Genomic DNA, 24,188 nt, shown 5'->3' on the forward strand with positions numbered 1-24,188 from the left:
GATGCGAGAAAACGGCAACTGACGAACAGACAGCTCTGTCGTCAGCAATCCACAGGCTACGGAGCTGGATACCATGTCCAACCTTTTCACGCGCACCCTGCTCTGCCTGATCCCCACGATCAGCCTCATTGCCACCCCACTGCAGGCCGCCGACAGCGGCACCATTCCCGCCCGCGTCAACAGCGCCCTGCAGGCCGCCAAAATCCCGTCCGATGCCCTGTCACTGGCCGTCATCCCGCTTGAAAACCAGGGCATGGCCCGGTTCATCAATGCCGACCAGCCAGTCAACCCGGCGTCAACCATGAAGCTGGTAACCACCTACGCTGCGCTGGAGCTGCTGGGGCCCACCTATCAGTGGAACAGCGACCTGCTGGTAGACGGTCCGGTCGTCGATGGCACCCTGCAGGGCGATCTGATTTTCCGCAGTGGTGGCGATCCCAAGCTGACGCTGGAACGCATGTGGCTGATGCTGCGTGATCTGAAGGCGGCGGGCATTCGCACGATCAACGGCGATCTGGTCCTGCAACCGGCCGACATGCGCTTCCCCGCCGACATCCCGCCGTTCATTGATGACAGCGGCAACCAGAACCGTCCATTTCTGGTCGAGCCCGATCCGTTGCTGACCAACCTGAAGGTATTTGTGCTCAGCAGCTATGCCGAACGCGGCGGCGTGCGCATCAACCTTGAGCCGGCGCTCCCCGAGGTCAAGGTGGTCAACCAGATTGCCCTGCTACCGGCGCCCAACCGCAGCTGTCCGGCACCCAACGTCGCCTACAGCATTCAGGACAGCGGCCACGAGGCCGTGATTACCCTCACCGGCAACCTGCACGAGGGGTGCATGGCCCAGCGCTATCTGACAGCCCTGACCGCGACCACTTACACCGCCAGCACCCTGCGCACGCTGTGGGCCGAAATGGGCGGCAGCATCCTCGGCGGCAACCAGATCGGTCGTGCGCCGGCAAGCGCCCGCCTGGTCTCGCGCAGCACCTCGCCCGACCTGGTTGAAGTGGTCCGCGACATCAACAAATGGAGTAACAACACCATGGCGCGGCAGCTGTTCCTGACCATCGGCCGGGAACATCGCATTGCTGCCGACCGTGACGATCACAAGGCCGCCGTACGGGTCATCAACGCCTGGCTGAACGACAAGGGGATTCGCGCCAACACGCTGGTCATGGAAAACGGCTCCGGCCTCTCACGCATGGAACGCATGACCGCCCGCGAAATGGCGCAGCTGCTCGCGCAAGCCTGGCAAAGCCCCTACAGCGCCGAGTTCATCGCATCCATGCCGCTGGCCGCCATGGACGGCACCATGCGCCGCCGCCTGCGCAATACGCCGGTTGCCGGCCAGGCCCACATCAAGACCGGCTCACTTCGTAACGTCAAGGCCATCGCCGGCATTACCCGCGATGCCAACGGCCAGAGCTGGGCGGTGACCGCCATCGTCAACCACGCCGCCGCCGGCGCCAGTGGTCAGGCGCTGGATCTGGTGCTGCAGGATGTCTACCGCCGGGCACCGACCGACATCGCCAGCGCCAGCAGCCGCTAGAGTGGTAAAGCTCATCGCCCTCAGGGGCGATGAGTGAATTTCCAGGTCCGATGAATCCGGCTGTTACGCTGGAAATCGCGATCCAGTGTCTCGGCCGAGATATCGGTTACCAGATACCGAGCTTCCACCGCCGGATCCATGCGGAAACGCCGGAAGTTATTGGAGAAATACAGTACCCCGCCCGGCGCCAGGCGCTTCATCGCCAGCTCCAGCAAGCGCGCATGATCGCGCTGCACGTCAAATACCCCTTCCAGCTTTTTCGAGTTCGAGAAGGTAGGCGGGTCGATAAAGATCAGATCGAATTGCTGATCCCCTGCCTGCTCCAGCCACGCCATCACATCAGAGCGCACCAGCTTGTGCAGATCAGACAGGCCATTGAGCGACAGATTGCGCCGCGCCCAGTCCAGATAGGTATTGGACAGATCCACACTGGTGGTTGAGCGGGCACCGGCTGCGGCCGCATGCACGGTGGCGGTTGCGGTGTAACAGAACAGGTTGAGGAAACGCTTGCCCTTGGCCTCGGCGGCGATACGCAGACGGATGGGGCGGTGATCAAGAAACAGTCCGGTGTCCAGATAGTCGGTCAGGTTGACCAGCAGACGCACCTGTCCTTCACGCACCTCGAAAAACTCTCCCTGCTGAGCCATGCGCTGATACTGCTGCTTGCCGGACTGACGCTGGCGCTGCTTCAGGGCGATATGCTCGGGTGGCACACCCAGCACCTGCGGCAGCGCCGCCATGACGTCCTGCAGGCGCGCCTGCGCCTTGTCTTCATCAATCGACTGCGGCGGCGCATATTCCTGAACGTGCACCCGATCGCCATACAGATCAACCGCTACGGCGAATTCCGGCATGTCGGCATCGTAGACCCGGTAGCACTCGATGCCCTGCTGACGCGCCCACTTGCCGAGGTTCTTGAGGTTCTTTTTCAGCCGGTTGGCAAACATTTGCGCCGACTCACTGAGGCGGGCGGCTTCGACCGGCGCCGCTGCACCTGCCGGAGTATCGGCTGCCTTGGTGACAAAGCGTTCCGATTGCAGATCCATCAGCAACAACTTGCACGGCAGCGCGCCATTAAACAGGTTGTATTGCTTGTGACTGCGAATCCCCATGCGCTTGCCCAGATCCGCATTGCCGGTAAAGATCGCCGCCTGCCAGCCCTGACACTGCTGACGCAGCACCTCACCCAGCTTCTGGTAGAGATACACCAGACTTGCGGTCGTTCCCAGGCGCTCGCCATAGGGCGGGTTGCAGACCACCAGACCCTTCTGCCCGCGATCCGGGTTTGGCGCGAAGGTCGCCAGTTCACCCTGGAAAACCTTGACCCACTCCCCCACGCCGGCACGTTGAATATTGTTGCGAACCGGCTGCAGCAGACGGGGGTCGGCCTCATAGCCGCGAATCCACAGCGGCGGACGCGCCAGCCCGCGCTCGGCACGCTCGCGGGCCTCGGCCAGCACCTTTTGCCAGAGCACAGGTACGTGCTGCTGCCAGCGGCTGAAGCCCCAGTGCTCGCGCTGCAGGTTGGGGGCAACATCGGCCGCGATCAACGCCGCTTCCACCAGAAAAGTACCCGAACCGCACATCGGATCGGTCAGCGCACCGCCAGCCTCGGCCAGCGCCGGCCAGCCCGCACGGATCAGAATGGCCGCCGCCAGGTTCTCCTTGAGCGGCGCCGCACCCTGCTGAAGACGGTAGCCGCGCTGGTGCAGACTGGCACCAGACAGGTCCAGCGCCAGCTGAACTTCGCCACGGTGACAATGGGCGTTGATGCGCAGATCCGGCCGTACCTTGTCGACGCCGGGCCGGGTACCGTCAGGGCGACGCAGCTGGTCGACGATCGCATCCTTGACCTTGAGCGCACCGAAGTGCGTGTTGTCTACCCCCGCCAGAGTGCCGGTAAAATCAATCGCCAGGGTGCCATCCACCGCCAGGTGATCGCGCCAGTCGATAAGCTGCACGCCGGCATACAGGTCCTCGGCCGTGCCAGCCAAAAAGCGCTTGAGCACCAGCAGTACCCGGTTGCCCAGGCGCGACCACAGACACAGGCGGTAACCGAGTTCGATATCGCCCTGCACTGAGACACCGGCAACGGTTTCCTTGGCAGCATCGGCGCCCAATGCGAGCACTTCATCGCGCAGCAGACCCTCCACACCCTTCGGACAGGTAACAAAAAATTCAAGGATCTCGCGCATGTCGTTGATTTCCGGAATACGATGACGTTTATATTTCAGTGACAGCTAACCAGCTGCCTCAGGTATGCCAAATCGGTCTTTGTAGCGGTGACGACCGATAGGGTACAACAGGGTATGACTTGAGCGGTGACCCTATTAGAAGCCGGGTCCAATACACCTTTTTCGACCGGCTTCCCTGCAGCGTAGACAAACACTGGCTACGCGCTACCTTGGAACGGATCGACGGTTCGACTGTTCCACAATGTCATACCACACGAGGACGCTACCCTATGAGAAGACTCAAGCGTGATCCGATGGAACGAGCATTTCAGCGTGGTTACCAGCACGGAGTGAGCGGCAAATCCCAAGACACCTGCCCTTTCAACAATCCCTCTACCAGACAGAATTGGATCAATGGTTGGCGTGAAGGCCGCGCGGACCGTTGGGATGGCTTTACCGGTATTTCCGGCGTGCACCGACTCAACGAGATGCATGCCGTAGGCTAGACTCCCAGTCAGTCAACTCATCTTTCCCAAGGGCGCTTGCCCATAGCGCCGGGCCTCTGGAAGGCCCACCCAGCCCCCGCTCTGCGGGGGCTTCCATTTTCACCGGGGCATGACCGCAATGGCATCCGCACATTCACGAATCAATTCCGGCCCACGATAGATAAACCCGCTGTAAAGCTGGACCAGGCTGGCTCCGGCGGCGATCTTGTCGGCTGCATCGGCACCACTGAAGATACCGCCCACGCCAATGATCGGCATCTGCCCTTTCAGCTCGGCGGCCAGCAGGCGGATTACCTCGGTCGACATATCGGTCAGCGGCGCACCGGACAAGCCACCAGCCTCACTGGCATAAGGTGAATCGGCTACCGCACTGCGATCCAGCGTGGTGTTGGTCGCGATCACGGCATCCATTCCCTCTGCCAGTAGCGTTGCACCAACCAGGGCCACCTCATCAGCGGTCATGTCCGGCGCAATCTTGATGGCAATCGGCACATAACGGCCACGCTCCTCGGCCAGCACCTTTTGGCACTGCTTGATCTGGCCAAGCAACACCTTCAGGGTCTCGCCGTATTGCAGGGTACGCAGACCGGGAGTATTGGGTGACGACAGGTTGACGGTGACGTAACTGGCACGGTCATAGACCTTGCGCAGACAGTAGAGATAATCGTCAACGGCGTTCTCGACGGGCGTCACCGCGTTCTTGCCGATATTGATACCCAGCACACCCTGGTAGCGCACACCGGCCAGACGCTCCAGCATGGCATCAACGCCTTCGTTGTTGAATCCGAAGCGGTTGATGATTGCCAGTTGCTCGGGCAGACGGAACAGGCGCGGCTTGGGGTTGCCTGGTTGCGGCCGCGGCGTGACCGTACCGACCTCCAGAAAGCCGAAGCCCATTGCTGCCATGCCGTCGACGGCAACCGCGTTCTTGTCCAGTCCGGCAGCCAGCCCGACCGGGTTGTCAAAGGTCAGCCCCATCACCTCTACCGGTTGAGCCGGTACCGGGCGCACCAGCTTCTCGGCCAGTCGCAGCCGCCCGGCGGCGCCGATCATGTCCAGTGCAAGGTCGTGGGAGGTTTCCGCGGGCAGGCGGAACATCAGCGAGCGAAGCAGATCGTACATGGCGGGCATCCAGGGGCAGAAAATCAGGCTGCAGAGTATACCTGAATCAGGCGCCCAGGCTCAGCCGGCCAGACGCTCCAGCTTGAGCAATTTGCCGTCATCGGTAAATTGCATGAGAAAACTGCCGTAAACCCCCTGATGGGTCAGGAAGGGCCGCAGGTGATGGGCCGGCAAACTCACACGCCGGCCATCACGGCTGTACATCAACACCCGCTCGGCGCGGCCCTGATACCAGGCCAGGTAGCGCTCGGCGGGTAACGCCAGATCGATTATCAGTTGCTGCATTCATTGTCCTGAGAGGTGAGACGGGCATGCTGGGCCAAATCCAGCAACTCGCGCATCGCCACCGCCACTATGGGGTAATCACCGGCACCGGCGCTCCTGAGTTCACCCAGCATGGCCTGCCAGCGCAGCACCATCGACTGATTGCGATCGACCCATTCAGCCACCAGTGCCTCCACCGGTGTTGACGCATCGCCGCCCTGCAGAGCAGCAACGGTCATGCTGCGTGCCTGCCAGTCGAGATCATCCCGATAGCTTTCACGCGCCAGCGCCTGCCAGTGGTTATCCACCTGCAAGCCGGCCACCTGTTGACTGAACCAGGGAAGTTGAAGCTGGGAGCCGAGCGCGAAAAATACCTGCGCAACGCGCTCGGCATTCTGCCCGGTTGCATCGGCGGCTTCAACAATGCCAAGCAGCGTGTAGGCATGGCCGGTTCCGGCGACCACCCGAGCGATGGCTTCGGGCACTCCTTCATCGACGTAGTGCTGATAGCGATCATCCCAGAGCTGCCGCACATCCCCTTCCAGCAACTGATCGAAGCGTTCTGCCAGTGTTCGCACGCAAGGCCCGAAGTGTGCCACCTCGCGCTCGGGTGACAGCTCGCTGCGCCGGTTACGAATAAACCAGCGGCTTGCCCGGCGACCAAGTCGCATCAGCTCTTCCATCAGCTCAAGCTGTACCTCTGCCGAAACCTGGTAATCCAGCGCCTCGATACCGGCAAAATGCGTCTGCAGCTCGAACACGTCGCGGGCAACAACCCAGGCCCGGGCGATATCGGCAGCAGCGGCACCGGTCGACTGTTCCAGCCGTCGCAGAAAGGTGATCCCCATATGGTTGACCAGATTATTGGCCAGCTGGGTGGCGACGATCTCGCGGCGCAGACGATGGCGACCCAGCGCGTCGCGCCAGGATTTGAGCAGCACCGGCGGGAAGGCGGTTTCAAGCTCGCGCGCAAGGTATGCATCTTCGGGTACGTCTGAGGCAACCAGCGCCTCCTTGAGATCCGCCTTGGAGTAGGAGATCAGCACCGACAGCTCGGCGCGGGTCAGCCCCTTGCCGCTGGCCTTGCGCTCGGCCAGCTGGTCGTCTTCGGGCAGGAACTCCAGGGCACGATTGAGCTTGCCGCTGCCTTCCATCGCGCTGATGAACCGCTGGTATTCCCCCATGGTCTGCGCGGCCTGGCGCTGGGCCAGGCTGATGGCCTGGGTCTGCTTGTAGTTGTTGCCCAGCACCAGCTCGGCTACCGAGTCGGTCATGCTGGCCAGCAGCCTGTTGCGCTGTTTGGCGGTCATGTCCTGGGCGGCGACCACTTCGTTGAGCAAAATCTTGATATTGACCTCGTGGTCGGAGCAGTCAACGCCGCCAGCATTGTCGATAAAGTCGGTGTTGAGCGCGCCGCCATGGAGGCAGTATTCGATTCGCCCCAACTGGGTCAGCCCCAGGTTGCCGCCCTCACCCACGACCCGGCAACGCAGGTCACGCCCGTTGACCCGCAGCGCATCGTTGGCCTTGTCTCCGACATCGGCGTGGGTCTCGCTGCTGGCTTTCACATAGGTACCAATGCCGCCATTCCAGATCAGGTCAACCGGCGCCTTGAGCAGTTGCTGAATCAACTCGGTCGGGGTCAGCCGTTCGGCACTGATCGCAAAACGTTCACGCATCTGCGGCGTTAGGGTGATCTGCTTGAGGCTGCGAGAAAATACCCCGCCGCCTTCGGAAATCAGGTCGCGATCATAGTCTGCCCAACTCGAGCGAGGCAGGCTGAACAGGCGCTCACGTTCGGCAAAGCTGCGCTCGGGATCCGGCTCCGGGTCGATAAAGATATGCTGGTGATTGAATGCCGCCACCAGCTTGAGCGTGCGCGACTGCAGCAGGCCGTTGCCGAAGACGTCGCCGGCCATATCTCCGATGCCGATCACGCTGATCGGATCGGTCTGCACATTGATGCCCAGCTCCCGGAAGTGCCGCTGCACCGACACCCAGGCACCGCGGGCGGTAATACCCATTTTCTTGTGGTCATAGCCCGCCGAGCCGCCGGAGGCGAAGGCATCACCGAGCCAGAAACCGTAGCCGGCGGCGATCTCGTTGGCTATATCCGAGAAAGTTGCCGTGCCCTTGTCTGCCGCCACCACCAGGTACGGATCATCGGCGTCGTGACGAACCACGTTGGGCGGCGGCACCACCTTGCCGTCGGCCAGGTTGTCGGTAATATCCAGCAGACCCTGAATGAACAGCCGGTAGCAGGCGATCGCCTCCTGTTGGACCTCGTCGCGCGTGCCACCCGAAGGCAGCCGGCGCGGAACGAATCCACCCTTGGCACCAACCGGCACGATGACCGCATTCTTGACCTGCTGCGCCTTCACCAGCCCGAGCACCTCGGTACGGTAGTCCTCCTCCCGATCCGACCAGCGCAGACCGCCGCGGGCGACCTTGCCGCCACGCAGGTGAACCCCTTCCACCCGCGGCGAATAAACAAAGATTTCGAACATCGGACGGGGCAGCGGCAACTCGGGAATCGCCGAGGGATCAAACTTGAGACTGAGGTAATCCTTGCTCTGGCCGTTGGCGTCCGGCTGGTAGAAGTTGGTGCGCAGGGTTGCCTTGATCAGGTCCAGGTAGCGGCGCAGGATACGGTCTTCATTCAGCACGGCGACCTCGTCCAGCGCACCGAGAACGGCCCGCTCAAGCTTCTGCTGCATTTCGCCAAGATCCTCGGCACTCAGCTTGCGGGCCAGATAAAAGCGGGTGCGGAACAGGCGCACCAGTTCGCGTGCAATGTCGGCATGGGCAACCAGGGTACTGGCGATATAGGGCAGTTCGAAGCCCAGGCGGATCTGTTTCAGGTAGCGGGCATAGGCACGCAACAGGGCCACATCACGCCAGGGCAGGCCCGCCAGCAATACCAGACGATTGAACCCGTCATTCTCTGCCTGACCGGACCAGACGGCCTTGAACGCGTCACGAAACAGTTCGTTGGCTTCCTGGATGTCCAGGGTTGCGCCGCCGACGAAGGTAAACTCGAAGTCGTGAATCCAGAAAGCGGTGCCATCGGCCTGGGTAATGCGGAAGGGAAACTCGCCAAGCACCCGCAGCCCCAGATTCTCAAGCACCGGAATCACATCCGACAGCGGCAGAGAATCGCTGAGATGATACAGCTTGCAGTGCAGAATGCCCTGCTGCTGGGCCAGAGGCTGATAGAAGCTCATCGCCAGCGGCGACTCAGGCGTCAGCTCCAGCAGCGTTTGCAGGTCGACGACACCGGTCGCCGGGGTAAAACGATCACTGTAGCCCGGCGGGAAGCCGTCCCCGAGATGGGCCAGCACGTCAGTGGCACGCGCCTCCCCCATGCTTTCCAGCAGCCGGTCACGAAACTCGTCCTGCCAGTTACGGCAGGCGCGCACCACTTCCTGTTCAATTTTCACGGGGTCGATATCCGGATTTTTAGTCGGGTCAACGCGCAGAATAAACTGGGTACGCGCCAGAATGGATTCGGAAAAATAGGTCCAGAACTCGCTTTCGCTCGCCTGCAGCCGCTCCATCAGCACCGTCTGAATCTTCAGGCGGATATCGGTCGAGTAGACATCGCGTGGCACGAACGCCAGGGCGTAATAGAAGCGCCCGTAATTGCCGCGCCGCAGGAACAGGCGTATCTGGTTGCGCTCCTGCATCTGCACGATATTGAGCGAGGTTTGGGCCAGTTCGTCGACCGACATCTGAAACAGGTCATCGCGCGGCAGCACCTGCAGCACCTGCTCCAGTTCCTTGGCCAGATGACTGCGCGGCAGAAACCCGGAGACAGAACGCACGTGCGCGACCTTGCGGCGCACGTGTGGGATATTGTCGACCAGCGCCGAATACACCCGCGAGGTGTAGAGCCCCATGAAACGGTGTTCCTGAACGACCCGACCGTCCGAATCGACCTCGCGTACCGAGACATAGTCCGGGTAGGCCGGTCTGTGCACCCGGCTGAGCTGCGATGCCTTGGCGAACGACAGCAGCAGCGGCGCCTGCAGGTAACGGATCACCTGCTCCGGCAAATCCTGCACACTTTCGTCTCGCGGATTCAGTGCCAGTGCGCCCAGGCTCGCTCCGGTGCGCAGCCCCAGCTGCTGTTGCGGCAACCCCTCATTGATCGCGAAGCACTCATAGCCGAGGAAGGTGAAGTGGTCATCCAGCAGCCACTCGAGAAACGCCACCGCCTCGGTGCGCTCTTCCCTTGCGAAATACTGGCGCTTGCGGCTGCCCAGCATGGCGATCAGTTCAAGTACCCGCTCGCGCATGGCCGGAAAGTCCTTTACCGTCGCCCGGACGTTGCTCAATGCTTCGAGCAGACCATCTTGCAAGGTGCGCAAATCCGCGTTGGTGGTCGCGCGGTCGATCTCGACATACATTACCGACTCGGCACGACCGCCCTTCGCCTCGCTGCCGCCCGGCAGCAGTTGAACAAGCTTGCCGCCCTCGTCGCGCACCACCGTCATGATGCTGTTATAGAGGTTGTGAATCGCATAGCCCTGACGGTTGAGCTCCATGCGCACCGAGTCGACCAGAAACGGCAGGTCGCGGTGCACCACTTCCACCACCGTATGGGTGCTCTGCCAGCCATGCTGCTGGGTATCGGGGTTGAACACGCGCAGCTTTACCTCACCCCCGGGCAGGTTCTGCAGGAAGCGCCAGGCAGAAAGGGTGCAGCCGAGCAGGTCATGATCCTGACGCGAGGCCAGTTCGGCGTGGGAGGCGATGCCGAAGAAGTTGTTGCAGAACAGGCCGATGCTGTCACGGTCGGCCTTGCCGACCAGCGCGCGCAAACGCTCGGTCAATGAATCGATAAATGCCTGCTTGGAGCTGGCCATGATCAACGCCATCTTGCCGACCTCCCGAATCGCGGGGTGTATCTGAGGCGTCTGGCAGATCGGTGCCCGAGGGCCGCAACCTGCTGCGCCGGATTAATTGTGATCAGAGGATAGTCTAGACCAAAGGGATTTCGTTAAAGTGACGTACACTGACGCCAGCCAGTGAACCAGGACAACGGATAACACATGACCCATCGGGAATCCCTGCTGCAGTTGAAGGCCTTTATGGGCCAGCACATTTTCGGCCAGGAGCATCTGATCGATCGCATGCTGATCAGCCTGCTCGCCGGCGGCCACGTGCTGGTCGAAGGTGCGCCCGGTCTGGCCAAGACCAAGGCGATCAAGGCCCTGTCCGAAGGCATCGAAGCGGATTTTCATCGAATCCAGTTCACCCCGGATCTGCTGCCGGCCGACATCACCGGCACCGAGGTATACCACCCGGAAACCACCACCTTCAGTTTCCAGCAAGGGCCAATTTTTCATCACCTGGTACTGGCTGACGAAATCAACCGTGCTCCGGCCAAGGTCCAGTCGGCGCTGCTTGAGGCAATGGCCGAGCGTCAGGTCAGCATCGGTCGCCAGACCTACGCCTTGCCCGAGCTGTTCATGGTGATGGCGACCCAGAACCCGATCGAGCAGGAAGGCACCTACCCGCTCCCTGAGGCACAGCTTGACCGCTTTCTGATGCACGTGCGGATCGGCTTTCCGGATGCGGCGCTGGAGCGTCAGATCCTGCAACTGGCCCGCGGCGAAGCGCGCGGCGACGAACCGAAAATGGCCGAGCGCATCACCCAGCAAAGCATTCTGGCCGCCCGCCAGGAGGTACTGGACCTGTTTATGGCCGAGGCGGTGGAGGAATACCTCATCCAGCTGGTGATGGCGACCCGACGCCCTGACCAGTACAACCCGCAGTTGGCCGAATGGCTCGAAATGGGTGCCAGTCCGCGCGGCACCATCGCCCTTGATCGCTGCGCCCGCGCCCACGCCTGGCTGGCCGGCCGTGATTTCGTCAGTCCGGAGGATGTGCAGGCAATTGCCCACGATGTGCTGCGTCACCGGGTTCTGCTGAGCTTTGAAGCCGAAGCAGCCGGCATCGACAGTGACCAGGCGATCAACCTGCTTATCGACTCGGTCCCTGTTGTCTGAACCATGACGGTCAACCTTGATCCGGCCCTGCACACCAGCCTCGACGCATTGCTGGCGACACGCCGACATTGCCACGAGCTGCCCCTGTTCACCCGCCCGGTACGCAGCGGCCGGCAGACCGGTCAGCAAAACTCGCGCCTGCGTGGCCGAGGGGTCGACTTTGATCAGGTTCGCGCCTACCTGCCGGGCGATGACATTCGCAACATCGACTGGCGGGTAACCGCACGCAGCCAGAAGGTGCACACCAAGGTATTCAACGAAGAACGTGAACGCCCGGTGTTCCTGATCGGCGAGCAGAGTCCCCGGCTGTTCTTCGGCAGCCAGCGCTGCCTCAAATCGGTACTGGCCGCAGAAACCTGCGCCCTGATCGCCTGGACGGCACTGGCACACCACGATCGAGTTGGTGGCATGGTGTTTGGCCCCGGACAATGCCACGAGGTACGTCCACGGCGCGACCGCAAGGCTCTGCTCCAACTGTTGCAGCTGCTGGTTCAGGCCAATCACCTGCTGACACCTGAACCTTCGGAACCGCTTGAGCCGGCTTCCGAGGCGCTCAATCTGGCGCTACGCCATAGTCGGGAAATCATTCGTCCGGGCAGCATCCTGTACATCGTCTGTGATCACGCTGCCATCGATGGTCTGAACCAGAGCCTGCTGGTGCCGCTGGCCGGTCACAACGACCTGATCCTGCTGCCGGTATTTGATCCGCTCGACAGCGAGCTACCCGCCAACGGTGCACTGGATTTTGTCCAGGGAGAACAACGGCTGACCCTCAACAGCGGCGACACCTCGCTGCGTGAAGCCTACACCGCCCAGTTCCAGTCCCAGCGCCAGGCCTGGCTCAGACTCGCTCGCCGCCTGCGCTGCAGTCTGCTGCCGCTGGACACCCGGTCACCCGCCCACGAGCAACTGCGCGACAACTTCGGCAGCCTGCCAAAGGCGCCGCAGACATGACCAGCCCGCTGGAAGGCAGCCTGCTGCTGCCCGCCCTGCCGCCCCCGATCAGCTGGTGGCCCCCGGCGCCGGGCTGGATCGCGCTCGCCCTGCTGCTGTTGCTGCTGGTCATCCTCTCACCACTGGCGATACTGCTGAACCGGCGCCGGCAACGCAGGCGGCTCAAGGCCCAGCGCATTCTTTGGGAAATTGCCGACGACCTCTCGGATCACGACTGGCTGGCCGCACTCAACACCCAGCTCAAGCGCCATCTGAAAAGCCGCGGCGAGGTTGCCGCTACCCGGCTGTATGGCAACGCCTGGGTCAGCTACCTGTGCCAGCACTACCCCAAGCCGCGGGCCGACGTGCTGGCACCACTTGGTGGCACCCTGTACCAGGCCGATGCCCACCTCAGTGTTGCTGATCGCCGCGTCCTGCAACGCGAGCTGCTGCGCTGGATAAGGCACAATCATGTTTGAACTGGCCTGGCCCGCGAGTCTTCTGCTGCTGCCGCTGCCATGGCTGCTGCGCTGGGTGCTGCCGCCGGCAAAACGGCCAGAGGCCGCGCTGCAGATCGCCTTTCTGGCACGTCTGCAGAGGCTGAATGCCGCCCAACTCTCCGCTGCGGGCACCCATCGACGCTCCGCACCGCTCATTCTGATCTGGCTGCTGCTGGTGCTGGCGGCGGCTCGCCCGCAACTGCTCGGCGCCCCCTTGCCGCCCCCGAGCAGCGGCCGCGACATGATGCTGGCGGTGGATCTGTCAGCCAGCATGGACACCCGTGACATGCGCCTGGATGACCAGCCCAGCGACCGACTCAGCGTGGTCAAGCACTGGCTTGATGCGCTGATCGAACAGCGCACCGGTGACCGCATCGGTCTGATCCTGTTCGGTACCCGCGCCTACGTGCAGTCCCCGCTGACATACGATTTGCACAGCGTCCGGCAATGGCTGGATGAAGCCTTTATCGGCCTGGCCGGGCGCGATACCGCCATTGGCGATGCCATTGGCCTGGCCATCAAGCGCCTGATGGAACAGCCAACCAACAGCCGGGTGTTGCTGCTGGTAACCGATGGCGCCAATACCGCCGGCAGCATATCGCCGATTCAGGCCGCAAGACTTGCCGCTGACGAGCATATTCGGATCTTCACCATCGGCGTCGGCGCTGAAAGTCAGGGCAACACGGATCTGATGAGTCTGCTCGAGGGCAATGCCGATCCGGCCAGCGATCTGGATGAACCAACCCTGCAGGAAATCGCCAAGATTACCGACGGCGCCTACTTCAGAGTGCGCGACAGCGCCTCGCTGGCGAGCGCCGTCGAGCGCATCGAGCAGCTTGAACCCAGCCTGCGCAGTGGCCCGGCGACTCGCCAGGCACTGCCGCTTTACCATTGGCCGCTGGCCATCGCGCTACTGATCAGCCTGTTGTGGAGCAGCCCCTCGCTGCGCCGGAGGCTGCATGCCGACTGAACCCATGCTGCCCTTCACCTTTTTGCGCCCGCTCTGGTTGCTCGGCATAGTGCCGATCCTGGCGTTGTGCTGGTACCTGTACCGCCATCGCCGTCAACGCTCGGGCTGGGACAGTCTGCTGCCGACGGCGATGCGCAAGGCGCTGGTAGAGGGTCAGCCGGGCCGGCATTACATCGGCCGCTATCTGCTGCTGGCCGCCGTCTGGACACTGGGTCTGATCGCCCTCGCCGGCCCGGCCTGGGAGTCAACCGACGGCGTACAACGTGAAGACAGCAGCAGCCTGATCCTGGTGCTGCAGGTGTCGCGCAGCATGCTGTCCAATGACCTGCAACCGACGCGGCTGGAGCGCGCCAAACGCAAGATTCGCGACATTCTGGAGCGTTACCCCGACCGCCGGGCAGCGCTTGTTGCCTACGCCGGCAGTGCTCACCTGGTCGCACCGCTGACTCGAGATCACCGCACGCTGATCAATCTGCTCGACGCCCTGCATCCCGACATCATGCCGGTTCGGGGCCAGCAGGCCGACCAGGCCCTGTTGCTGGCCGCCAGCCTGCGCAATGAACAAGGTGACAGCGCCACTCAGGTATTGTTGCTGACCAGCGGTATCGAGGACCTTGACCGCGCTCGTCTTGAACTGGCCGCCGAGCGCTTGGGCGACAGTCTGCAGGTCATTGGCATCGGAACTGCCGATGGCGCACCGGTACCACTGGCAGAGGGCGGCTTCATGCGCGACGACAAGGGGCGCATCCTGCTGCCACGTCTGAATGAACCCGAGTTGGCCGAGTTCGCCTACTCGCATGGCGGACGCTACGCCCGCATGACTCTGGATGACAGTGATATGACCCAACTGCTCAACAGCGAGCAGGCAGCGCAACAGGCGAGCGCCGAACAACGTCAGCGCAGCGACCAGGGCTACTGGCTTGTGCTGCTTCTACTGCCACTAGTGGCCCTTGGCGCACGCCGTGGCTGGCTGCTGCTGATGTTCTGCGCCATCTGGCTGCCACCGCCGGCCTCTGCAATGAGCTGGGCCGATCTGTGGTTACGACCCGACCAGCAGGCCGCAGCCATGATGGCCGAGGGACGGGCAGCGGACGCGGCAGCACGCTTCGAAGACCCGCAGTGGCGAGCCCATGCCCTGCTTGAGAGCGGCGACTACGCCGGAGCGGCAGAGGTCTGGGGCACGCTGGCCGAGCAGCAGCCGGACAATGCGGAACTGCATTTCAGCCACGGTACCGCCCTGGCGCTCGCTGGCGACTACCCCGCCGCGCTCGCGGCCTTCGAACAGACACTGACACGGGCACCCGACCATACCGCAGCACGTCACAACCGCGAGCGGGTTGAAGCCTATCTGGCAGAACAGAAAACCGAACAGACCGCACCCGACGGGACAGAGTCTGCGCCGCAACCCGAAACCGGCGCTGGCAGCGGCAATCGCAGCAGCGACACCGAAGACGGTGCCGGCGTATCGAACGCCAGCGCAGCCGATGCCGACAAACCCGGCGCCCAGACCGGTATATCCGCAAGCTCCGCCAGCAGCTCCGCGAACAATGCCGAAAGCACGGGCAGCAGCAGTGAACCAGCGGTTGCCGGGGAACTGATCGACAGTCCGGAGCTGGAGAACGGCGACAGCACCGTCATGGGCGGCGGTGCCGGCGGTCGGCGACAGATCGAACAGCGCCAGGCTGTGCAACAATGGCTGCGGGACATACCCGATAACCCTGCTGAGCTGCTGCGTCGCAAGTTCCTGTATCAGCACCTGCAACAAAACGACGGACGCCCTCGATGATGCGCCAGCTGCTTTTCACCCTGCTACTGCTAACCATCGGTCTGCCCGCTTTCGCGGCTTTGCAGGCAAGTGTGGATCGCACCCAGTTGATCGAAGGGCAACCGTTGGAACTGACCCTGGAAAGCACTCTGGCAAAGCGCGATGATGCGCCGGACCTGACTCCGCTGGAGCAACACTTCAGGATCGAATCCAGCCGCAAGCTCAATCTGGTCAGTACCATCAACGGACGCAGCCTGCCGGTGACCCGCTGGATCGTGCGCCTGATGCCGCTGCGCACCGGCTTTGTGGTGATTCCTCCGCTGCAACTGGCCGATGAGCGCAGCGAGCCGGTTACCCTGCGCGTGCTGAGCGCCGAGCAGGCTCGCGATATCAGTCCATCCGACATTGCGCCGATCTTCATCGACAGTGAATTGGATACCCGCACGCCCTATGTTCAGGCCCAGGTGCTGCTGACCCTGCGTATCTACCATTCGGTCTCGCTGTACGACGACTCGACCCTCAGCGGGCTGGAAATACCCGATGCCCGCGTTGAGACGCTCGGCGCGCCCAAAACCTACGAGCAGGAGATCAACGGCGTCATCCACGGTGTCATTGAGGTCCGCTATGCCATCTATCCGCAGCACAGCGGCACACTGGACATTCCCTCCCAACTGTTCAGCGCCACCGCGGTGCCGCCGCGCGCCTCCGAAGGCCAACCCGGAACCCATAACGCCCGCTTTATTCAGCTGCGATCGCCGAGCCAGCAACTGACCGTCAAATCCATCCCCGCCACCTACCCTGCAGGCGTTCCCTGGCTTCCCGCCAGACAGGTCAGGCTGAGCCAGAACTGGCAGCCTGATCCGAGTACCGAGCTGACCCGCGGAGAGCCGCTGACAAGAACCCTGTCGATCCAGGCGGACGGGCTAACCGCAACCCAGTTGCCTGAACTCAATACCCTGACCAATGACCAAGACGAGCTGCGCCAATATAGCGACCAGCCCCAGCTGGAGAACCAACTGTCGAGCAACGGCATACTGGGGCTGCGCCAGGAAAGCTCGGCGGTGGTGGCGCGTCACGCAGGACGTTTCACCGTGCCGGCGATCCGTGTGCAATGGTGGAACACCACCACCGACCAGCTGGAAGTGTCCGAGCTCGACGCCGTAACCCTGACGGTTCGCGGCAACAGCAGCTTTAACGACACCAGTGCCCCCTACCCCAGCCAACCCGCCGGCGAGTTGCCACTGCTCTGGCCGTGGCAGCTTGCTACCGCATTGCTGCTGGCGGCACTGGGCTGGGCGCTGCTGCAGCTGCGCACCGCCCGACGTGCCCTGATCGCCCTCGATGAGCTGGGCGAAGATACGGTCAATCTCGAAGCCGATCAGGCCGGGAATCCGCTGGCCGACCTGCAAACAGCCTGTCGTCACAACCAGCCTGCCGAGGCCCGCAAGGCATTGGAGCACTGGGCCAAGCAGCAGGAAAGCGACCTCATCGCCCTCAGCCACGCCCACCCCATCCTTGCCGATGCGCTGGATGACCTGAACGGCTGTCTGTTTGGCCAGACCGAACACGCCTGGCGCGGAAAACCGCTCTGGCGCGCCGTTCGCAAGGTAACCCAAGCCCGCCAGCGCGAGGCCGAAGCGCTGGGTGAAAATGCAATAGAGCCGTTATATCCGGATGTGTAACGCAGACAAACCTTGGTTTGTCGTATCGACGCCCAACAAGGTCTGCCTTGGCAGATCATCGAATCTCATTAACTGAGCCTCCCTACTGTCGGTCCAATACGGCACCGATGGTCGAGTGTGCATCGGGGTTAGTCCCGTTTACGCGGGCGAGTAGCGCAGGGCTGGCGGGAAGAAGGACGGCAGCCTGTTTGAGGAGCGTAGCGACGAGTTCTGCCGGCCCCCGCCAGACCGAGCAACGCAGCGAACCCGCAGGGCCGCGTAGCCGGGTGCCCGGGGGGATTGCTAAGGGGGGCCGGGCAAGCGGTCCCCCTTGGCTCGCCAGGAAAGGCGAAAAATGAGGATCGCGGCAACTCGGCAAACAGCTCTGCTACTCGAATTATCTCTTCCCAGTTACAGCATTACCCCTGCCCTCCCCGGACCGCTGAGCAACGACCTCCAACAGATGCGTTTATCTCGAAACTCAGCGTTGAACCGCCCCCCACAAAAAAACCGCCCGAAGGCGGTTTTTTTGTGCAGCTCAAACTACTCAGCTACGCAGCTTCTCCGGACGGATCAGGAAGCGAGCCAGTGCCGGCAGCAGCCAGAGTGCGCCGAACATGTTCCACAGGAACATGAAGGTCAGCAGGATACCCATGTCGGCCTGGAACTTGATCGCGGAGAAAATCCAGGTCGCCACACCAATGGCCAGGGTGAAGCCGGTGAAGGTCACGGCCTTACCCGTGGTCTTCAGGGTTTCATAGTAGGCCTCCTGCAGCGGCAGGCCCTGACGCAGATAGGTTTCCAAACGGCTGTAGATATAGATGCCGTAGTCGACACCGATACCCACACCGAGCGCAATCACCGGCAACGTTGCCACCTTCACGCCGATGCCCAGGAATGCCATCAGGGCGTTGGCCAGAACCGAGGTCAGGGCCAGCGGGATGATGATACACAGCACCGCGCGGATCGAACGGAAGGTAATCAGACACATGAGGATGACCACCGCGTATACGGTGAGCAGCATCTTGGTCTGGGACGCTTCGATCACGACGTTGGTCGCCGCTTCGATACCGGCATTACCGGCAGCCAGCAGGAACTGCATGTCCTCGGTGTTGTACTCGGCAGCGAACGCTTCCACTTCTGCGGTCGCCCGCTTCAGGGTGTCTGCCTTGTGATCGTCCAGGAAGATCATGACCGGAGCCAGCGAGCAGGCCGAGTTGAACATGCCCGACGGCGCACGGCTGATGGCGTTGTTCAGGTTGTCCTGGTTACGCGAGAGGGTTTGCCACTTCAGGTTGCCCTCGTTGTTACCCATGATCACCTGTTTGGCTACCGTCACCAGCGATACCGCCGACTGGACGCCTTCCAGGTTGTTCATCCGCCATTCCAGCTGATCGATGGCCTCCATGGTCTCGTAGGCCGAGCACATCTCGTCTGGCGTCTTGACCATGACCACCAGAATGTCGGAGCTGGTGGAATAGTTTTCGATGATGAACTGGTTATCCAGGTTGTAGCGCGAGTCGGCACGCAGCTCCGGAGCACCCGGATCCAGGTCGCCGATGGCCACGTTCTTGCCGTGATAGATACCAAAGCCGAAGGCGATGATGGCCAGCACGACCGAAATCGGCGCGACCGTCGGATGAGCAAACTTGGCAACACCGAGCCACAGGCCTTGCGGACGGTTGGCCATGTTGCGGTTGCGCTCGACCGCCTTGCGGCTGATACCGATGTAGGACATCAGGATCGGCAGCAGCATCAGGTTGGTCAGGATGATCACACCCACACCCACGGACGCTGCGATACCCAGCTCACGGATGACCTCGATCTCGATCAGCAGCAGGGTTACGAAGCCGACCGCATCTGAAATCAGTGCAACGATGCCCGGGATGTACAGTGCACGGAACGCGCGACGGGCAGCGGTCTGGCTGTCATCGGCGTTGGTGTACTCGATCGCCATGCCATTGATGATCTGCACACCGTGGGAAATACCGATGGCAAATACCAGGAACGGAACCAGAATCGAGTACGGGTCCAGACCAAAGCCCAGGGTACGCAGCAAGCCAAGCTGCCAGACCACCGCGATAACCGAGCACACCAGTGTGGTGATCGAGCTTTTCAGGCAGCGGGTGAACATCATCAGCAGAACAAAGGTGATCAGCAGCGCAGCACCGAAGAACATCACTACCTTGATGATGCCGTCGATCAGGTCACCAACCTTCTTGGCAAAGCCGACAATGTGAATCTGGATGTTCGGGTTCTCGCCCTGAAACTCGCTGCGGATCTTCTCTTCCAGCTGACGGGAGAAATCGCCGTAGTCGAGCTGAATCAGTTCGCCCTGATTCTCCGGGTTGGGATACGCTTCCTGCAGCGGGATGTCGATGATGGTGGACTTGAAGTTGTTCGCCACCAGACGACCGATTTCACCGGACTTGAGCACGTTTTCGCGCAGCTCTTCCAGGTCGGCCTCGCTCAGATAGGCCGGACGATTGGCAACCGGACCACCATCGAAACCGTATTCGGTCACCTCGGTCCAGCGCACGTTCGGCGTCCACAGCGAGCGCAGGTTGGAGCGGTCAACACCGGGCAGGAAGAACACCTCGTCGTTGATCCGCTTGAGGGTCTCCATGTACTCGGTACTGAAGATGTCGCCATCCTTGATCTCGACAGCGATGCGAATCGAGTTGCCGAGGTTCGGCAGATCGTTCTCGTGCGCGATCATGTTGGCAATGTAGGGATGCTTGAGAGGAATCATCTTCTCGAAGCTGGTATCGGGCTTGACCTGCGCAGCCTGATAACCGAAGAACACGGTCAGCAGCGCGAACAGCAGAAGAACAACAATCCGATTGTTGAAGATCAAGCGTTCCACAAAGGGAGCGCTCGTTTCCTGATGAAGCTTGGACATCCAGACTCTCCTGGCAGCTGTTTGTTATTGGTTTTCGGGCAGGCCGTTGGCTGCCGCCTTGACCACGCCTTGCTGGCCGACCAGCACCAGCTCGCCGTCTGGCAGGCGCTTGGCTGTTGCCAGGGCAACGCGGTCCGGACGAACCGCAACATTGAAGGTCTTGCCATGATCGGTGCTGGTCACTACCACGCCACCGGCGCCAACAACCGACAGCGAACCGTCAGCAGACAGGTTGCCACCCAGCAGGGTTGCTTCCAGCGGGCCGTTGTTCGGGGTGTGCAGCTCGACCTGCTCCCAGCTTTCGCCGAAATCAGCCGAGCGGTACATGTTGCCGCGCAAACCCCAGACTACGACCTGGCCTTCAAGACCGGTACCGGCGGTACCGAACCAGGTACCGTCATAGGGCGACGTCTGCAGGGTTTCCCAGCTGTCACCAAAGTCGGGGGAACGGTACATGGTGCCCATCTCGCCAACCAGGAACAGGCCTGTGCCTTGCACGGCGGTCACCGCGTTGTAGTGGAAGCCATCGGGGTTATCGATGTCGAAAGACAGGTCTTCCCAGGTCTTGCCCGCGTCATCGGTGCGCAGGTAAGTACCATAGGCACCGAAGGCAAAACCGGTGTTGGCATCACGGAACCAGACGTCCATCAGCGGGCGCTCAAGCAGGCCCGGGCCATCCGGATCGGCCGCTTCATCCAGGGCGGGGTCACGGTACTGCAGCTCCCAGCTGGCACCGGCATCACTGGAATGCAGGATCACGCCATCGTGGCCGACTGCCCAGCCGTTATTGGCATCGGCGAAATACACCGCCGTCAGCAGTTGGCGGACCGGAGACGCAGCCTGAGTCCAGCTTGCCCCCTGATCATCCGAATAGACAATATGGCCACGGCTGCCCACGGCCACCAGACGATCGCCGGCAGACGCGACATCCAGCAGCAGAGAGTGACTGGCCAGATCAGACATGATCGCCGGCTTGGGTGCTTCAGCAACGGTATCGGCAGCCAGAGCGGGTGTGATTGATGCGGTCATCAGTACAGCGCCCAGGCCAGCGGCCTTGAGCACACGTGCAGCAAAGGATTGCTTGCGGAACTGCGCCCGCTGGCCGATGGCAAAGGCCAGTTGAGTCGTTTGAGTGCGCCAACGAGTGGGCTCGCGCATACACCATTCCCCCTTATTGTTATCCATCTTTCCGTTATTGAACGGGACTGCCCATGGTAACGAGCACGGGGAGGCGGCGCCAACGGCTCACGGTTATCTTTTGTTAATCACGTTATCAATGCAGAAGCCCGCATTTTCACTGCAATATTTCGTCACACAGTTTATTGAATGCATGATGTATTGGTGCAGGCTGGCGAATAATCCGTGGCACCGGCGATTGAAAGCAGGCGCCAAGACATAAAAAAACCCGCCGGTTGGCGGGTTTCTTTACAGCAGTCAGCTATCAATGAGACAGCTTGCTACCGCTGGACTTCCGTACCTTCTCCGGGTTGATCAGGAAGCGCGCCAGTGCCGGCAGCAGCAGCATCGCACCGATCATGTTGACCAGGAACATGAAGGTCAGCATCAGACCCATGTCAGCCTGGAACTTGATTGCAGAGAAGATCCAGGTCGCGACACCGATCGCCAGACACAGACCGGTAAACAGTACCGCCTTACCAGTGGAGCGCAGGGTCTCGTAATAGGCCTCCTGCAGCGGCATGCCTTGACGCAGGAAGCTCTCCAGACGGCTGTAGATATAGATACCGTAGTCCACACCGATACCCACGCCCAGTGCGATAACCGGCAGCGTTGCCACCTTCATACCAATGCCGAGGAAGGCCATCAGCGCGTTACCGAGCACCGAGGTCAGGATCAGCGGCAGTACGATACAGATGGTCGCCGGCAGCGAACGGAAGGTGATCATGCACATCACACCTACCCAGATGTACACCAGCACCAGAATCAGCAGTTCGGAGCTGGAGATGATCTCGTTGGTTGCCGCCTCGATACCGGCGTTACCGGCCGCCAGCTTGAACTCCATGTCATCGGTGTTGTACTCGGCTGCGAACTCTTCGACGGCCGCCGTGGCGCGCTTGAGGGTGTCAGCCTTGTGGTCATCCAGGAAGACCATGACCGGAGCCAGCGAACAGGCCGCGTTGAACATGCCCGACGGCGCACGGCTGATGGCGTTGTTCAGCACATCCTGGTTACGCGACAGCCCCTGCCACTTCAGGTTGCCCTCGTTGGAGCCCATGATCACCTGCTTGGCGACGGTTACCAGAGACACAGCCGACTGCACGCCTTCCAGGTTCTGCATCTTCCACTGCAGCTGATCGATCGCTTCCATGGTTTCGTAGGCAGAGCATTTCTCCGGCGGAGTCGCAACCATGACAACCAGAATGTCGGAGCTGGTGGTGTAGTTCTGGATGATGAAATCGTTGTCCTTGTTGTAGCGCGAATCCGGACGCAGCTCCGGCGCACCGGCATCCAGGTCACCGACCTTGATGTTGTTCTTCTGGTAAACGAAGCAGGTAGTACCGGCGACCAGAGCAACGATGACCATCCAGGGCGCCACATTCGGATGAGCGACGTTGGACAGGAAGCGCCAGAACGGGTGCTCGCGAACCGCATCGCGCTTGGAGCGCTCAACCGCCTTCTTGCTGATGCCCAGATAGGAAATGGTGACCGGCAGCATGATCAGGTTGGTAAACACGATCACCGCAACACCGATGGATGCACCGATTGCCAGTTCGTGGATCACGTCGATCTTGATGACCAAAAGGGTAATAAAGCCTACCGCGTCAGCCAGAATCGCGATCATGCCCGGCAGGAACAGCTGACGGAAGGTCAGACGTGCCGCCACCAGCGCGTTATCCGCCCCACCGGACTGCAGGGCAATACCGTTGATCTTCTGCACCCCGTGGGAAATACCGATGGCGAAGATCAGGAACGGCACCAGCATCGAATACGGGTCCAGACCAAAACCGACCAGGTTGATCAGACCCAGCTGCCAGATCACCGCAATCACGGTGGTCACCAGTACCGAGACGGTACTGCGAATACACCAGGTAAACATGTACAGCAGAACGAAGGTAATGACGAACGCAATGCCGAAGAAGCCGACAACGCCGATCAGACCATCGATCAGATCACCCACCTTCTTGGCGAAACCGACAATGTGAATCTTGATGTTCGGGTTTTCGGACTGGAAGCGATCACGAATCTTCTCTTCCAGCAGGTGCGAGAACTGCTTGTAGTCCAGACGCAACAGCTCGCTCTGGTTGTCCGGATTGGGATAGAACTCCTGCAGCGGCACCTCGATGATGCTCGACTTGAAGTTGTTCGCGACCAGTCGACCGATCTCACCGGATTTCAGGACATTGGCACGCAGCTCTTCCAGATCCTCCTCGTTGGTGTAGGACGGATGGTTGGTTACCGGGCCACCGTCGAAACCGTACTCGGTTACCTCGGTCCAGCGCACGTTCGGCGTCCACAGCGAACGCAGATTCGAACGGTCTACACCGGGCAGGAAGAAGACTTCGTCGTTGATCTGCTTGAGCGTCTCCATGTACTCGGTGCTGAAAATATCACCGTCTTCGATGGCGACCGCAATGCGGATCGAGTTGCCGAGGTTGGCCAGATCATTCTGGTGCTCAAGCATGTTGACGATATAGGGATGTTCCAGCGGGATCATCTTGGCAAAGCTGGTGTCGGGTCGCACCTGCAGCGCCTGATACCCCAGAAACAGGGACACGAGAGAGAAAATAATCACCACGGCAAGGCGGTTATTAAATACCAACCGCTCCATGAATGGTGCGTTACTCTGGTCAAAAGACATCCAGATTCTCC

At 61.4% G+C, this 24,188-nt stretch carries 15 protein-coding genes; 8 read left to right on the forward strand and 7 right to left on the reverse strand.

Annotation, left to right across the window (positions count from 1 at the left end; translation table 11 throughout):
* Positions 1 to 73: 73 nt before the first annotated feature.
* The gene (dacB, locus tag AC13EY_RS14955) at positions 74 to 1,549 is read left to right on the forward strand and encodes a D-alanyl-D-alanine carboxypeptidase/D-alanyl-D-alanine endopeptidase (protein ID WP_228246776.1); all 1,476 of its coding nucleotides are present in this window, start codon (positions 74 to 76) and stop codon (positions 1,547 to 1,549) included.
* 20 nt (positions 1,550 to 1,569) lie between these two features.
* Here the strand turns inward: dacB and rlmKL are convergent, their stop codons facing one another.
* A complete protein-coding gene (rlmKL, locus tag AC13EY_RS14960) occupies positions 1,570 to 3,744 on the reverse strand; it encodes a bifunctional 23S rRNA (guanine(2069)-N(7))-methyltransferase RlmK/23S rRNA (guanine(2445)-N(2))-methyltransferase RlmL (protein ID WP_228246777.1) in 2,175 nt (724 codons plus the stop codon).
* Between the two features lie 269 nt (positions 3,745 to 4,013).
* Here rlmKL and rmf point away from each other — a divergent pair, with 269 nt between their 5' ends.
* Positions 4,014 to 4,229: a ribosome modulation factor gene (gene rmf / locus AC13EY_RS14965; protein ID WP_088274068.1), complete on the forward strand. Its 216-nt coding sequence runs from the start codon at positions 4,014 to 4,016 to the stop codon at positions 4,227 to 4,229.
* Positions 4,230 to 4,328: 99 nt separating this feature from the next.
* On the opposite strand, the gene AC13EY_RS14970 is transcribed toward rmf, so the two are convergent.
* Genes AC13EY_RS14970 through AC13EY_RS14980 form a run of 3 tightly spaced genes read right to left on the reverse strand, consistent with a single transcriptional unit; the run spans position 4,329 to position 10,495 of the window.
* Positions 4,329 to 5,351 carry a quinone-dependent dihydroorotate dehydrogenase gene (locus AC13EY_RS14970; RefSeq protein WP_228246778.1) on the reverse strand — a complete coding sequence of 341 codons (1,023 nt, stop codon included), beginning with the start codon at positions 5,349 to 5,351 and terminating at the stop codon, positions 4,329 to 4,331.
* A 60-nt stretch (positions 5,352 to 5,411) separates the two neighbouring features.
* On the reverse strand, positions 5,412 to 5,636 hold the full coding sequence (locus AC13EY_RS14975; protein WP_088274066.1) for a DUF2835 domain-containing protein: 225 nt from the start codon (positions 5,634 to 5,636) through the stop codon (positions 5,412 to 5,414).
* On the reverse strand, positions 5,624 to 10,495 hold the full coding sequence (locus tag AC13EY_RS14980) for an NAD-glutamate dehydrogenase (protein WP_228246779.1): 4,872 nt from the start codon (positions 10,493 to 10,495) through the stop codon (positions 5,624 to 5,626). The genes AC13EY_RS14975 and AC13EY_RS14980 overlap by 13 nt, the downstream gene beginning before the upstream one ends.
* Positions 10,496 to 10,669: 174 nt before the next feature.
* Between AC13EY_RS14980 and AC13EY_RS14985 the strand changes: the two genes are divergently transcribed.
* Genes AC13EY_RS14985 through AC13EY_RS15010 form a run of 6 tightly spaced genes read left to right on the forward strand, consistent with a single transcriptional unit; the run spans position 10,670 to position 17,479 of the window.
* Positions 10,670 to 11,629: an AAA family ATPase gene (locus tag AC13EY_RS14985; protein ID WP_228246780.1), complete on the forward strand. Its 960-nt coding sequence runs from the start codon at positions 10,670 to 10,672 to the stop codon at positions 11,627 to 11,629.
* Between the two features lie 3 nt (positions 11,630 to 11,632).
* Positions 11,633 to 12,583, forward strand: a complete 951-nt coding sequence (locus AC13EY_RS14990; protein ID WP_228246781.1) for a DUF58 domain-containing protein — start codon at positions 11,633 to 11,635, stop codon at positions 12,581 to 12,583.
* A complete protein-coding gene (locus tag AC13EY_RS14995) occupies positions 12,580 to 13,041 on the forward strand; it encodes a DUF4381 domain-containing protein (RefSeq protein ID WP_228246782.1) in 462 nt (153 codons plus the stop codon). Before AC13EY_RS14990 ends, AC13EY_RS14995 begins: the two co-directional genes overlap by 4 nt.
* Positions 13,034 to 14,032, forward strand: a complete 999-nt coding sequence (locus AC13EY_RS15000) for a VWA domain-containing protein (RefSeq protein WP_228246783.1) — start codon at positions 13,034 to 13,036, stop codon at positions 14,030 to 14,032. The genes AC13EY_RS14995 and AC13EY_RS15000 overlap by 8 nt, the downstream gene beginning before the upstream one ends.
* Positions 14,022 to 15,818: a vWA domain-containing protein gene (locus AC13EY_RS15005; RefSeq protein ID WP_482877092.1), complete on the forward strand. Its 1,797-nt coding sequence runs from the start codon at positions 14,022 to 14,024 to the stop codon at positions 15,816 to 15,818. Before AC13EY_RS15000 ends, AC13EY_RS15005 begins: the two co-directional genes overlap by 11 nt.
* Complete coding sequence (locus AC13EY_RS15010) at positions 15,815 to 17,479, forward strand: BatD family protein (RefSeq protein ID WP_482890424.1); 1,665 nt, start codon at positions 15,815 to 15,817, stop codon at positions 17,477 to 17,479. The genes AC13EY_RS15005 and AC13EY_RS15010 overlap by 4 nt, the downstream gene beginning before the upstream one ends.
* Before the next feature lie 526 nt (positions 17,480 to 18,005).
* On the opposite strand, the gene AC13EY_RS15015 is transcribed toward AC13EY_RS15010, so the two are convergent.
* From AC13EY_RS15015 to AC13EY_RS15025, 3 genes are all read right to left on the reverse strand, one after another.
* On the reverse strand, positions 18,006 to 20,360 hold the full coding sequence (locus tag AC13EY_RS15015; protein ID WP_088274058.1) for an efflux RND transporter permease subunit: 2,355 nt from the start codon (positions 20,358 to 20,360) through the stop codon (positions 18,006 to 18,008).
* A 24-nt stretch (positions 20,361 to 20,384) separates the two neighbouring features.
* Entirely contained in the window at positions 20,385 to 21,518 is a 1,134-nt protein-coding gene (locus tag AC13EY_RS15020; RefSeq protein ID WP_228246786.1) for a YCF48-related protein, read from the reverse strand.
* Between the two features lie 283 nt (positions 21,519 to 21,801).
* On the reverse strand, positions 21,802 to 24,177 hold the full coding sequence (locus AC13EY_RS15025; protein ID WP_088274056.1) for an efflux RND transporter permease subunit: 2,376 nt from the start codon (positions 24,175 to 24,177) through the stop codon (positions 21,802 to 21,804).
* Positions 24,178 to 24,188: the final 11 nt, after the last annotated feature.

The sequence above is a fragment of the Halopseudomonas sp. L-58 genome, from assembly GCF_056859475.1.